Source organism: Sodalis sp. RH22 (genome assembly GCF_047324165.1).
In the GTDB taxonomy this organism is placed as follows: domain Bacteria; phylum Pseudomonadota; class Gammaproteobacteria; order Enterobacterales; family Enterobacteriaceae; genus Acerihabitans.
On record NZ_CP178731.1, the window covers coordinates 4,338,979 to 4,351,891 of the forward strand.

Genomic DNA, 12,913 nt, shown 5'->3' on the forward strand with positions numbered 1-12,913 from the left:
CTTAGGCACCGGGATAACCAGGCGAGACGTCTTGTACTTCTACATCGAGACATTGAAACAGAGACTGGACGCGATCAACCAATTACGGGTGGATCGGGCGTTGGCGGCCATGGGGCCGGCCTTTCAGCAAGTCTACAGTCTGCTGCCAACCTTATTACATTATCATCATCCAATGCTTCCGGGTTACCTAGAAGGTAACGTTCCGTGCGGCGTTTGCTTCTACACGTGCGATGAAAGCCAGGCCGCCTGGATAGCCGATATTGAGCGCCAGTCCGCGCAGCCGATGGTGACGCCCGCCAGCGGGGAAAGGCCGATCACCGGGGTTTACTCCATGGGCAGCACCTCGTCCATCGGGCAGAACGCCAATTCCGACCTGGATATCTGGGTCTGCCATCAGTCCTGGCTGGATAACGAAGAACGTTATCAGTTGCAGCGCAAATGCGCCCTGCTGGAAAAATGGGCCGGCACCAAGGGCGTGGACGTCAACTTCTTCCTGATTGATGAAAACCGCTTCCGCCATAACGAAAGCGGCAGCCTGGGTGATGAAGACTGCGGTTCCACCCAGCATATCCTGTTGCTGGACGAATTCTACCGCACCGCGGTGCGCATGGCCGGCAAGCGCATTTTATGGAATATGGTGCCGGGCGACGAAGAAGAGCACTATGACGATTACGTCATGTCGCTTTATGCCCGCGGCGCGCTGACCCCCAATGAATGGCTCGATCTGGGCGGGCTGGGCACGCTGTCCGCCGAAGAATATTTCGGCGCCAGCCTGTGGCAACTGTATAAAAGCATCGATTCCCCGTACAAAGCGGTGCTCAAGACCCTGCTGCTGGAAGCCTATTCCTGGGAATATCCCCATACCCAGCTGCTGGCCATGAATATCAAGCAGCATTTGCACGACGGCGAGATAGTCTCCTACGGCCTCGATCCTTATTGCATGATGCTCGAGCGCGTGACCCACTACCTGACCCAGATTAACGACACCACCCGGCTGGACCTGGTGCGGCGCTGTTTCTACCTCAAGGTCTGCGAAAAGCTCTCGCTGACGCCTGAAAGCGTCGTCTGGCGCCGCGAGATCCTAAGCCAGCAGGTCAAGGAGTGGGGCTGGGACGAAGCGCGCCTGAGCATGCTCGACGACCGCGCCAACTGGAAAATCGGCCAGGTGCGTGAGGCGCATAACGAACTGCTCGACGCCATGATGCAAAGCTACCGTAACCTGATTCGCTTTGCGCGCCGCAATAACCTGAGCGTCAGCGCCAGCCCGCAGGATATCGGGGTGCTGACCCGTAAACTCTACGCGGCGTTTGAAGCGCTGCCGGGCAAGGTGACGCTGATTAACCCGCAGATCTCCCCCGATCTGTCCGAACCGAACCTCACGTTTATCCATGTGCCCCAGGGCCGGGCCAACCGGGCCGGCTGGTACCTGTATAACCAGTCGCCGGCGATGGAATCCATCATCAGCCACCAGCCGCTGGAATATAACCGCTACCTGAACAAGCTGGTGGCCTGGGCGTGGTTTAACGGCCTGCTGACCGAAAAGACCCAGTTGCATATCAAGGGCAGCGACCTGTGCGATCTGCCCCGGCTGCAGGAACTGGTGGCGGATGTGTCGCGCAATTTCCCGCTGCGGGTGCCGGCGCCGACGCCCAAGGCGCTCTACAGCCCCTGCGAAATCCGCCATCTGGCGATCATCGTCAACCTTGAACACGATCCGACCGCGGTTTTCCGCAACCAGGTGGTGCATTTTGATTTCCGCAAGCTGGACGTGTTCAGCTTCGGCCAACAGCAGGAGTGCCTGGTGGGCAGTATCGACCTGCTGTACCGCAATTCGTGGAATGAGGTGCGCACCCTGCATTTCAACGGCGAGCAGGCGGTACTGGAAGCGTTGAAAACCATCCTCGGCAAGATGCATCAGGACGCCGCGCCGCCTGATACGGTGGAAGTGTTCTGCTACAGCCAGCATTTGCGCGGACTTATCCGCACCCGGGTGCAGCAGTTGGTGGCGGATTGCATCGAACTGCGTCTATCCAGCACCCGCCAGGATCCGGCGCGGTTTAAAGCGGTCCGGGTAGCCGGCCAGACCTGGGGATTGTTTTTTGAACGCCTGAGCGTCTCGGTGCAGAAACTGGAAAACGCCATTGAATTCTACGGCGCCATTTCCAACAATAAGCTGCATGGCCTGTCGATCCAGATGGAAACGGAAAAAATTCATTTACCGCCGGTGGTGGACGGTTTCGCCAGCGAAGGCATAATCCAGTTCTTTTTTGAAGACAGCGCCGACGACCAGGGCTTTAACATTTATATCCTGGACGAGACCAACCGGGTCGAGGCTTACCACCATTGCGAAGGCAGCAAGGAAGAGCTGGTGCGCGATGTGAGCCGTTTTTATTCGTCGTCCCACGACCGCTTCACCTACGGTTCCAGCTTTATCAACTTCAACCTGCCGCAGTTTTACCAGATTGTGCAGCTGGACGGCCGTATCCAGGTGGTGCCGTTTCGCAGCAGCGTACTGTCCCATTTGTGCGCGCCGGCCTATGAGCATGACGCGTCGTCACTGCCGCAGCAGGCACGGTTGAACTAGCCGTCCCGCCCGTGTGGCGCGCCTGTTTCCCCCCGCCGATGCCCGGCGCCCGGCGGCGCCGGCATTCGATTCCTATTGCTTTTCAGCATCTAACTGCGATGATAGTTAGCCTGAAAGTATGAATAACAGGTAGCTAAGCGCATGAAAAACCCGTTACGCCTTATTACCCTGGCGTTTTTAGTTCTGGGATTGAACGGATGTGGGCTGAAAGGTCCGCTATATTACCCGCCGGCCGAGAAAACCACCGCCAAACCGAAACCCGCCAGGACGGTTACGCCAACGCCTGTGCAAACCGCGAATCCCGGCGGCGCCTCGACGTCGGCGCAGCCGTAACCGCGATTCAGTCGCATCGGCTTTAGAGACGCGCTATGCTGCGCGTAAGGTTACTCAGCGGAGTGAATTATGCAGTTTTCCAAAATGCACGGTCTGGGAAACGACTTTATGGTCGTGGACGCCGTGACGCAAAATGTCTACTTTTCGCCGGAGCTGATCCGTCGCCTGGCGGACCGGCATTATGGCGTCGGGTTCGACCAACTGCTGGTAGTGGAGCCTCCCTACGACCCGGAACTGGATTTTCATTACCGTATTTTTAACGCCGACGGCAGCGAAGTGGCGCAATGCGGCAACGGCGCGCGGTGTTTTGCCCGTTTTGTCAGGATGAAAAGTTTAACCAACAAACGTGAAATACACGTCAGTACCCAAACCGGCCGTATGATATTAACCATTACCGATGATGAACTGGTAAGGGTCAATATGGGCGAACCCAATTTTGACCCGCAGATGGTGCCCTTCCGCGCCACCAAGGCGGAAAAGACCTATATCATGCGGGTGGCGGAGCAAACCGTGCTGTGCGGCGTGGTATCCATGGGCAATCCCCACTGCGTGATAACGGTGGAGGATATCGATACCGCGCCGGTGGAGACGCTGGGGCCGCTGCTTGAAAACCACGAGCGTTTCCCGGAGCGGGCGAACATCGGTTTTATGCAGGTGATAGACCCGCAGCACATCCGCCTGCGGGTTTACGAGCGCGGCGCCGGGGAAACACGCGCCTGCGGCAGCGGCGCCTGCGCGGCGGTGGCCATCGGCATCCAGCAGGCGCTGCTGGCGGAGCGCGTCAGCGTCGACCTGCCGGGCGGCACGCTGGACATCAGCTGGAAAGGACCGGGCAATCCGCTGTATATGACCGGGCCGGCAACCCATATCTACGACGGATTTATACATCTATGAAGCATGTCGGGGAACAACTGGAGACCGCGGCGCGGCTGGACGACAGCACGGTGGCGCAATTTCTGCTGGAAAACCCGGATTTTTTTATCCGCAACGCTTGCCAGGTCGAGCAGATGCGCGTGCCCCATGTCAACCGGGGCAGCGTTTCCCTGCTGGAGTGGCAGCTGGCCCGCCAGCGTAATCATATCCGCCAGCTGGAGGAAGAGATTACCCTGTTGATGGAGCAGGCGAGCGCCAACGAGCAGCTGTTTAACCGGCTGTTGCATCTGCAGTCCGATCTGGCGGCCGCCGACAGCCTGCTGGATATGCTTAACCGCCTGCAGCGCTGGGCGCGCGGCCTGGGCTTGTCCGGGGCGCATGTCAGGCTGTTCACCGATAAATGGTATATCGGCGCACCGTCGGATTTTACCCACCTGGGCATTTCCCGCACCGCGTTTGAGCCCCTGCGCATCCAGCGGCTGGGGCAGGGCAACCATTATCTGGGCGGCCTGAACGGCCCCGAACTGCTGCAGCTGTTGCCCCAGGCGCGGCAGGTCGGCTCGGTGGCGATTTCCCTGATGGGGGAAAAAGGCGACCTGGGCGTGCTGACCTTTACCAGCCGCGACAGCCAGCATTATCAGTCCGGCATGGGCACGGTGCTGTTACAGCAACTGGCCATCCTGCTGCCCGGCCTGCTGGCCCGCTGGGTCGGGCGTTCATGACCCTCCAGGTCTCGCCGCTGCGCCCGGAGGTGGATGCGTTTTTGCGCTACCTGCGGGTAGAGCGGCAGCTCAGTCCGCTGACGCAGTCCAGTTACGATCGCCAGTTAACCGCCTTGATCGATATAGCCGTCGAGCTGGGCCTGACCGCCTGGCCCCAGCTCGACGTGACCCATGTCCGCGCGATGGCCACCCGCAGCAAACGCCGCGGTCTGCAGGCCGCCAGCCTGGCGCTGCGGCTCTCGGCGCTGCGCAGCTTTCTCGACTGGCTGGTCGGACGCGGCGAATTGAAGGCCAATCCGGCCAAAGGCGTGCCGGCGCCGCGCAGCGGCCGCCACCTGCCGAAAAACATGGATGTGGACGAAGTGAACCGTCTGCTGGATATCAATACCGACGATCCGCTGGCGGTACGGGATCGCGCCATGCTGGAACTGATGTATGGCGACGGCCTGCGATTGGCGGAGCTGGTCAACCTGGACCGCGGCCATATCGATTTGGCGGCGGGCGAAGTCTGGGTGGTGGGCAAGGGCAACAAAGAACGCAAGCTGCCGCTGGGCAAGACCGCCATCGTCTGGCTGGAGCACTGGCTGGCGCTGCGCGAGCGGTTCGCCCCGGTGGATAACGCGGTATTTGTCGCCAGGACCGGCAAGCGCATCTCCATGCGCAACGTGCAAAAGCGTTTTGCCGAGTGGGGCGTCAAACAGGGACTGGAGAGCCATGTCCATCCGCATAAGCTGCGCCATTCGTTCGCCACCCATATGCTGGAATCCAGCGGCAACCTGCGCGCGGTACAGGAATTGCTCGGCCACGCCAATGTATCCACCACCCAGATCTATACCCACCTTGATTTCCAGCACCTGGCATTGGTTTACGATGCGGCGCATCCACGAGCCAAACGAGGTAAAAGCTGATGCATTTTTATCGCCCCCTGCGCGAGATTCGCGCATTGACCTTCGATCTGGACGACACGCTGTATGATAACCGTCCGGTTATCGCCCGTACCGAGCGGGAATCGACGCTTTTCCTGCAACGGTACCATCCGGCGCTGAAAGATCTGGACGCCGGCCACTTCCAGCGCATCCGCGCCGAGCTGCGCCGGCGCGAGCCGGATATCTACCATGACGTCAGCCAGTGGCGCTGGCGCGCGGTCGAGCTGACCATGCGCAACCAGGGGCTGGACGCGCGCGCGGCCCGGGCCGGCGCGGACGCCTTTATGGCGAGTTTTGCCCGCTGGCGCAGCGACATCGATGTGCCAGCCGACACCCACCGGACCTTAAGCGTTTTGGGCGAACGCTGGCCGCTGGTGGCCATCACCAACGGCAACGCCTCCCCCGAGGCCTGCGGGCTGGGCGGCTATTTTGCTTTTGTGCTGCGCGCCGGCCCCGACGGACGCGCCAAACCGTACCGGGACATGTATCATATCGCGGCGCAAAGGCTGGGGCTGGCGCCGGAAAACATCCTGCACATCGGTGATGATTTAACCGCCGATATCACCGGCGCCGTCGCTTCGGGCCTGCAGGCGTGCTGGGTAAACGATCGCGGCGGCAATTTTTTCCAGGCCGCGGATGCCCGTTTGTTGCCTCATATTGAAATTTCGCAGTTGGCTTCCCTGACAGCCTTGTTATAATCCTCACTATGTCTGTATAAATAACCAGTACCTTAACGCCGGATAAAGAAGGCCTTCTATGGACGTTTCCGATCTGCTCAACAGCCTGAACGACAAACAGCGCGAAGCCGTAGCGGCGCCGCGCGGCAATTTGCTGGTCCTGGCGGGCGCCGGCAGCGGCAAAACGCGGGTATTGGTGCATCGCATCGCCTGGCTGCTGTCGGTGGAGAACTGCTCGCCCTATTCTATTCTGTCGGTGACCTTTACCAACAAGGCGGCGGCGGAAATGCGCCATCGCATCGAACATCTGATCGGCACCGCCCAGGGCGGCATGTGGATCGGCACCTTCCATGGCCTGGCCCACCGCCTGCTGCGCGCCCATCACATGGACGCCAATCTGCCGCAGGATTTCCAGATCCTCGACAGCGAGGACCAGCTGCGGCTGCTCAGGCGCATTATCCGCGCGCTCAATATCGACGAGAAGCAATGGCCGCCGCGCCAGGCCATGTGGTATATCGGCGGCAAAAAAGACGAGGGCCTGCGCCCGCAGCATGTGGAGAGCTACGGCAACCCCGTGGAGGCCACCTGGCTGCGCATCTACCAGGCCTACCAGGAAGCCTGTGATCGCGCGGGGCTGGTGGATTTTGCCGAACTGCTGCTGCGCGCCCACGAGCTGTGGCTGAACAAACCCCATATTCTCAAGCACTACCGCGAACGCTTCAGCAATATCCTGGTGGACGAATTCCAGGACACCAACCGCATCCAGTATGCCTGGATAAGGCTCCTGGCCGGCGATAGCGGCAACGTCATGATTGTCGGCGACGACGACCAGTCAATCTATGGCTGGCGCGGCGCGCAGGTGGAGAATATCCAGCGCTTCCTGGATGATTTTCCCGGCGCCCACACCGTGCGCCTGGAGCAGAACTACCGCTCCACCAGCAATATCCTCAAAGCGGCCAATGCCCTCATCGCCCATAACGGCGGCCGGCTGGGGAAAAACCTTTGGACCGAGGACGCCGAGGGCGAGCCGATTTCGGTTTACTGCGCGTTCAACGAGCTGGACGAGGCGCGCTTTGTGGTCAACCGCATCCGCACCTGGCTGGAAACGGGCAATGCGCTTAGCGACAGCGCTATCCTCTATCGCAGCAACGCCCAGTCCCGGGTGCTGGAAGAGGCGCTGTTGCAAAACGCCATGCCTTACCGCATTTACGGCGGCCAGCGCTTTTTTGAACGCCAGGAAATCAAGGACGCGCTGGCCTACCTGCGCCTGATCGCCAACCGGAATGACGACGCGGCGTTCGAGCGCGTGGTCAACACCCCGACGCGCGGCATCGGCGACCGTACGCTGGACGTCGTGCGCCAGGCGGCCCGGGATCGGCAACTGACCCTCTGGCAGGCAACCCGCGAGTTATTGCGCGATCGGGTGCTGGCCGGGCGCGCCGCGTCGGCCATGCAGCGCTTTGTCGAACTGGTGGATGCCCTGGCGGAGGAAACGGTCGACCTGCCGCTGCATGTGCAAACGGACCGGGTGATCAGGAACTCGGGCCTGTGGATCATGTATGAGCAGGAAAAGGGCGAGAAGGGCCAGGCGCGCATCGAAAACCTGGAGGAACTGGTGACCGCCACGCGGCAGTACAGCTACCAGGATGAAGACCAGGATTTGATGCCGCTGCAGGCGTTTTTATCCCACGCCGCCCTGGAGGCGGGGGAAGGACAGGCCCATGCCAACCAGGACGCGGTGCAGCTTATGACCCTGCATTCCGCCAAGGGGCTGGAATTCCGCCAGGTGTTTATCGTCGGCATGGAGGAGGGCATGTTCCCAAGCCAAATGTCCCTGGACGAGGGTGGTCGGCTGGAGGAAGAGCGCCGCCTGGCCTATGTGGGCGTCACCCGCGCCATGGAAAAGCTGACCATCACCTACGCGGAAACCCGCCGGCTGTACGGCAAGGAGGCCTTTCACCGGCCCTCGCGATTTGTCGGCGAACTGCCCGAGGAATGTATCGAGGAGGTGCGGCTGCGCGCAAGCGTCACCCGGCCGGCCAACCATCAGCGCATGGGTACCCCGGTCAGTGAAAACGACAGCGGATTTACGCTGGGGCAGCGGGTGCGCCATCCCAAGTTCGGCGAAGGCACGGTGATAAACCTCGAGGGCACCGGCGAGCACAGCCGGTTGCAGATTGCTTTCCAGGGTCAGGGCATCAAGTGGCTGGTGGCGGCTTACGCCCGCCTGGAAACGGTATAATCCCCCTGGTTTCGGCTAACGGGTCCGTTCACGCGCGGTTACTGATTAAATCAGCCGATCGTACGCGAAATATACAGTTTTGCGCCGCTTGCGTATTGACAGTCTTTTTCATCTCGGCGTAACATGCGCGCACTATTATGATTAGAGGATTACGCCTTGGACGCCCCCAGTAGATACTGGCTCGTTAATCTGTTTATCAGGTACACCCACTAAGGCTATCCCTATTGCTGATGGCCTCAGTGGTTGTCAGCGACCCGCGTTTATGTGTCGCTCTGAGTCAGATCTGTGATGGTCTGAAACTTGCCGGTGACATTCTCACCCCCGGTTTCTGCTTTCTAATGCGTTTCCCGATTGTCACCGCTAAGGAAGCTATGGCGTATGCTTAACGCGTTTAAATTGGATCACAATCGCTTGTCCCGCCTTGAGCTGGATGAAGCCGACAGGTTAGCTGATTCCGTCTGGGTGGATCTGATTGAACCCGGCAACGATGAGCGGGACCGGGTGCAGGATGAGCTGGGCCAAAGCCTGGCGACCCGGCTGGACCTGGAGGATATCGAGGCGTCGGCGCGTTTTTTCGAAGACGAAGACGGGCTGCATATCCACTCCTTCTTTTTTTACGAGGACGCCGAAGATCACGCCGGCAACGCCACCGTGGCGTTCACCATCCGCGACGGGCGCCTCTATACCCTGCGCGAGCGGGAGCTGCCCGCATTCCGCCTCTACCGCATGCGCGCCCGCAGCCAGCGGCTTACCGACGGCAACGCCTACGAGCTGCTGCTGGATCTGTTTGAAACGAAAATCGAGCAGTTGGCCGACGAAATAGAAAATATCTACAGCGACCTGGAAGCCTTGAGCCTGGTTATTATGGAAGGGCACCAGGGCGACGAGTACGACGAGGCGCTTTCCACCCTGGCGGAGCTGGAAGACGTCGGCTGGAAGGTACGGCTGTGCCTTATGGATACCCAGCGCGCCCTCAACTTCCTGGTGCGCAAGGCGCGGCTGCCGTCGGGACAGCTGGAGCAGGCGCGGGAAATCCTGCGCGATATCGAGTCCCTGCTGCCCCACAACGAATCGCTGTTCCAGAAGGTGAACTTCCTGATGCAGGCGGCGATGGGGTTTATCAATATCGAGCAAAACCGCATCATCAAAATCTTCTCGGTGGTCTCGGTGGTGTTCCTGCCTCCCACCCTGGTGGCCTCCAGCTACGGCATGAATTTCACCTTTATGCCCGAGCTGAAATGGTCGTTTGGTTATCCCGGCGCCATCGGTCTGATGATCCTGGCGGGACTGGCGCCTTATCTCTACTTTAAGCGCAAGAACTGGCTATAGCGGCGGCGGTTCAACGGATATTATTGTACGATAAATGATTGCCCCGCCGGGCGAATATGATAAAACAGGATGGCCTGGCTAAAACATCCTGCTTTAGCGCACCTGATAAACGTTGCGAACGTTGCCGATGAAACATTTGCCGCTTACCGCCCAATGGGCCGTGTTGCTGTTTTGCTCGCTGTCCCTGGGATTTACCCTGCAATATTTCCACTTCCCGGCCGCCCTGCTGATGGGACCGATGCTGGTGGGGGTGGTCATGGCGCTCTGCGGCGCCACCATTGATATTCCCCCGCGCATTTTTGTCGGCTGCCAGGCGGTTCTGGGCTGCATGATAGCCTTGACCCTCTCCCCCACGATCCTGCATGTCCTCATTTCCGACTGGCTGCTGGTGCTGATTGTGCTGACGCTGACCCTGTTGGCCAGCGGCCTGTCGGGCTGGCTTCTGGTGCGGTTCAGCAGCCTGCCTGGTCCTACCGGGGCCTGGGGCGCGTCTCCGGGCGGGGCGTCGGCCATGGTGGCCATGGCGGGGGAGTTCGGCGCGGATGTGCGGCTGGTGGCGTTCATGCAGTATCTGCGCGTGCTGTTTGTGGCGGCGGCGGCGGCCCTGGTGGCGCATATCAGCATGGGGGAACAGGGTGTCGCGGCGGCGGACGTAATATGGTTTCCGGCGCTCGATTACCGTTTTGCCGCCACCCTGGCCATTGCCGTCGCCGGCGCCTGGCTGGGGCGGAAACTGCATATTCCCGCCGGCGCGCTGCTGATTCCTATGCTGGCCGGCGCCGCCCTGCACATCACCGGCACGCTGACGATGCAGGTGCCGGAATGGCTGCTGGCGCTGGCCTATGCGTTTATCGGCTGGACCGTCGGGCTACGCTTTACCCCCGCCATTGTGATGCTGGCGTTAAAAACGCTGCCGCAGATGGTGGCGTCCATCGTGGGATTAATTCTGTTATGCGGGTTTATGGCCTGGGTGCTGACGCTGGTGCTGCCGGTGGATCTGCTCACCGCCTATCTCGCCACCAGCCCCGGCGGGCTGGATACCGTGGCGATTATCGCCGCGGGCAGCCACGCCGATATCGGTTTTGTCATGGCGATGCAAAGCCTGCGGCTGTTCTCAATTTTATTGATCGGCCCGGCCATGGCGCGCTTTATCTCCCGCCACGCCGTGCCGCCCATGACGTGATTTTTGCTGCGTGAGCGCCGCGTCAAAGATAAACACCGCCAGCGCCAGCCAGATAAATCCAAAGGCGAACAGCTTATCCTCCGTCATGGCTTCGCCGTAAAACACCACCGCCAGCAGGAACATCAGCGTCGGGCCGAGATACTGGAAAAAGCCCAGCGTCGAGAGGCGCAGATTGTTGGCGGCGGCGGCAAACAGCAGCAGCGGTATGGTGGTGATAATGCCCGCCGCCACCAGCAGCATATTGAGCTGCCACGGATTGGCGCTCAAATGGCTGGTGGGGCTGTCGGCGAAGATAAAGAGATACCAGGCGCCCGCCGGCAGCAGCCAGAGCGTTTCGATCAGCATGCCGGTCTGCGGGTCGACGCCCAGTTTTTTGCGCAGCAGGCCGTAAAACGCAAAGCTGAAGGCCAGGCCCAGGGCAATCCAGGGCAGCGAGCCGAATTTCCACAGCTGTATCAGCACGCCGCAGATGGCCAGGCCTACCGCCAGCCACTGCAATTTGCGAAAGCGTTCGCCGAGAAATACCATTCCCAGCAATATATTGACCAGCGGATTGATAAAATAGCCCAGGCTGGCTTCCAGCATATGGTGATGATTAACCGCCCAGATATACAGCAGCCAATTGCTGCCCACCAGCAATGACGTCACGCCCAGCAGCAGCAGCGCCTTGGGTCGGCGGCATACCTCGCGCACCTGCCGCCATTTACGGCACAGGGTCAGCAACGCCAGCATAAAAAAAACCGACCAGATAATGCGGTGGGTAAGGATTTCCGTGGCGGGAACTTGTTGGATCAGTTTGAAATACGCCGGCGCCAACCCCCAGATAAGATACGCGCCCAGCGCGCATAGCACGCCCTGGCGCGTGGATGTTTCATTCATGGGTTAACCTGGTTAGCAAAAATAAGCTGGCCAGTATAAGCGAAAGTTATGACTTATTCACCTGCGGATCATCGCCGGCGCCTTCCCGCGGCGCAGGCGTTGATAGGGCGCCGCAGGCGGCAGCCATAGGATTTTAAGTGCAAGCGATCGCTTACATGCATGTACGAATAGTGTGTAATTCGCTAAAAGAAATAGTTGATAGTGTGTAAAATGATCCGCTTGCATGGGTTTTATGCATTCTTACATTGCGCACTTCGGAGAAAAATATATGCGTAAGCTGTTGGGAGCCGCTGTTTTCTTTTTAGGATCAACGACGTTTGCGAATGCACAAGAAGCGACGGTGGTTAAAATCCACGACGCGCCGGCTGTCAGGGGCAGTATTATCGCTAATATGCTGCAGGAGCATGATAATGCTTTTGTGCTGTATCCGTATGAAAGCAATTTCGTCATGTACACCTATACCAGCGATATTAACAAAGAAGCCATTAAATCCTATGACTGGGCCGATGGCGCCCGCCGCGACGAACTGGACTTCCAACTGAGCCTGGGCTTCCCGCTGTGGCGCGGCATCGCCGGGGATAATTCCGTATTGGGCGCGTCCTATACCCAGCATTCCTTTTGGCAGACGTCCAATACCGACGAATCGTCGCCGTTTCGTGAAACGAATTATGAACCCCAGCTGTTCCTCGGCTGGGCAACGGATTATGATTTTGCCGGCTGGACCCTGCGCGATATCGAAGTCGGCGTCAATCATCAGTCCAACGGCAGATCCGACCCCACCTCGCGCAGCTGGGACCGCGCCTACACCCGCCTGATGGCGCAAAACGGCAACTGGCAGGTGGAAGTGAAGCCCTGGTTTACCTTCGGTAGCACCGATGACAACCCTGATATCACCAAGTATTTGGGTTATTATCGGCTCAAGATAGGCTATGCGTGGGGTGAAAGCGTGTTCAGCGTTGAAAGCCACTACAACTGGAACAGCGGCTACGGCAGCGGCCAACTGGGCTGGAGTTATCCCATTTCCCGCCATGTGCGCTTTTATACCCAGGTATTCAGCGGGTACGGCGAGTCGCTCATCGATTATGATCACCGGCAAACCCGCGTCGGGGTCGGTTTTATGCTTAACGACTTTATGTAAGCCGGCAGGTATTCTTACAGGCGCCGG

Annotated in this window: 11 protein-coding genes; 10 read left to right on the forward strand and 1 reads right to left on the reverse strand. The window is 59.5% G+C overall.

Annotated elements, in window-relative coordinates:
- Positions 1-31 precede the first annotated feature (31 nt).
- The 9 genes from ACL2XN_RS19590 (at position 32) to ACL2XN_RS19630 (ending at position 10,869) form a co-directional block, all read left to right on the forward strand.
- Entirely contained in the window at positions 32-2,584 is a 2,553-nt protein-coding gene (locus ACL2XN_RS19590; protein WP_413721595.1) for a class I adenylate cyclase, read from the forward strand.
- 141 nt (positions 2,585-2,725) lie between these two features.
- On the forward strand, positions 2,726-2,917 hold the full coding sequence (gene lptM, locus ACL2XN_RS19595) for an LPS translocon maturation chaperone LptM (RefSeq protein WP_410013179.1): 192 nt from the start codon (positions 2,726-2,728) through the stop codon (positions 2,915-2,917).
- 69 nt (positions 2,918-2,986) lie between these two features.
- On the forward strand, positions 2,987-3,811 hold the full coding sequence (gene dapF / locus ACL2XN_RS19600; protein WP_410013180.1) for a diaminopimelate epimerase: 825 nt from the start codon (positions 2,987-2,989) through the stop codon (positions 3,809-3,811).
- On the forward strand, positions 3,808-4,512 hold the full coding sequence (locus ACL2XN_RS19605) for a DUF484 domain-containing protein (protein ID WP_410013181.1): 705 nt from the start codon (positions 3,808-3,810) through the stop codon (positions 4,510-4,512). The genes dapF and ACL2XN_RS19605 overlap by 4 nt, the downstream gene beginning before the upstream one ends.
- The gene (gene xerC, locus ACL2XN_RS19610) at positions 4,509-5,420 is read left to right on the forward strand and encodes a tyrosine recombinase XerC (protein WP_413729307.1); all 912 of its coding nucleotides are present in this window, start codon (positions 4,509-4,511) and stop codon (positions 5,418-5,420) included. The genes ACL2XN_RS19605 and xerC overlap by 4 nt, the downstream gene beginning before the upstream one ends.
- Positions 5,420-6,136: a 5-amino-6-(5-phospho-D-ribitylamino)uracil phosphatase YigB gene (gene yigB / locus ACL2XN_RS19615; protein ID WP_413729308.1), complete on the forward strand. Its 717-nt coding sequence runs from the start codon at positions 5,420-5,422 to the stop codon at positions 6,134-6,136. The genes xerC and yigB overlap by 1 nt, the downstream gene beginning before the upstream one ends.
- Positions 6,137-6,194: 58 nt before the next feature.
- Positions 6,195-8,357 carry a DNA helicase II gene (gene uvrD / locus ACL2XN_RS19620; RefSeq protein ID WP_413729309.1) on the forward strand — a complete coding sequence of 721 codons (2,163 nt, stop codon included), beginning with the start codon at positions 6,195-6,197 and terminating at the stop codon, positions 8,355-8,357.
- Positions 8,358-8,735: 378 nt separating this feature from the next.
- On the forward strand, positions 8,736-9,686 hold the full coding sequence (corA, locus tag ACL2XN_RS19625; protein WP_410013185.1) for a magnesium/cobalt transporter CorA: 951 nt from the start codon (positions 8,736-8,738) through the stop codon (positions 9,684-9,686).
- 127 nt (positions 9,687-9,813) lie between these two features.
- Positions 9,814-10,869: an AbrB family transcriptional regulator gene (locus ACL2XN_RS19630; protein ID WP_413729310.1), complete on the forward strand. Its 1,056-nt coding sequence runs from the start codon at positions 9,814-9,816 to the stop codon at positions 10,867-10,869.
- Here ACL2XN_RS19630 and rarD read toward each other — a convergent pair.
- The gene (gene rarD / locus ACL2XN_RS19635; RefSeq protein ID WP_413721593.1) at positions 10,807-11,748 is read right to left on the reverse strand and encodes an EamA family transporter RarD; all 942 of its coding nucleotides are present in this window, start codon (positions 11,746-11,748) and stop codon (positions 10,807-10,809) included. The two genes, ACL2XN_RS19630 and rarD, sit on opposite strands and share 63 nt — an antisense overlap.
- Positions 11,749-12,016: 268 nt before the next feature.
- On the opposite strand from rarD, the gene pldA reads away from it, so the two are divergent.
- Positions 12,017-12,886: a phospholipase A gene (gene pldA / locus ACL2XN_RS19640; RefSeq protein ID WP_410013188.1), complete on the forward strand. Its 870-nt coding sequence runs from the start codon at positions 12,017-12,019 to the stop codon at positions 12,884-12,886.
- The last annotated feature ends 27 nt before the right edge of the window (positions 12,887-12,913 follow it).

What these genes read in the sequence shown, in the direction of transcription:
- lptM (WP_410013179.1), top strand. Translation starts at nt 2,726, where the DNA reads ATGAAAAACCCGTTACGCCTTATTACCCTGGCGTTTTTAGTTCTGGGA.
- dapF (WP_410013180.1), top strand. Translation starts at nt 2,987, where the DNA reads ATGCAGTTTTCCAAAATGCACGGTCTGGGAAACGACTTTATGGTCGTG.
- ACL2XN_RS19605 (WP_410013181.1), top strand. Translation starts at nt 3,808, where the DNA reads ATGAAGCATGTCGGGGAACAACTGGAGACCGCGGCGCGGCTGGACGAC.
- xerC (WP_413729307.1), top strand. Translation starts at nt 4,509, where the DNA reads ATGACCCTCCAGGTCTCGCCGCTGCGCCCGGAGGTGGATGCGTTTTTG.
- yigB (WP_413729308.1), top strand. Translation starts at nt 5,420, where the DNA reads ATGCATTTTTATCGCCCCCTGCGCGAGATTCGCGCATTGACCTTCGAT.
- uvrD (WP_413729309.1), top strand. Translation starts at nt 6,195, where the DNA reads ATGGACGTTTCCGATCTGCTCAACAGCCTGAACGACAAACAGCGCGAA.
- corA (WP_410013185.1), top strand. Translation starts at nt 8,736, where the DNA reads ATGCTTAACGCGTTTAAATTGGATCACAATCGCTTGTCCCGCCTTGAG.
- ACL2XN_RS19630 (WP_413729310.1), top strand. Translation starts at nt 9,814, where the DNA reads ATGAAACATTTGCCGCTTACCGCCCAATGGGCCGTGTTGCTGTTTTGC.
- rarD (WP_413721593.1), bottom strand. Translation starts at nt 11,748, where the DNA reads ATGAATGAAACATCCACGCGCCAGGGCGTGCTATGCGCGCTGGGCGCG.
- pldA (WP_410013188.1), top strand. Translation starts at nt 12,017, where the DNA reads ATGCGTAAGCTGTTGGGAGCCGCTGTTTTCTTTTTAGGATCAACGACG.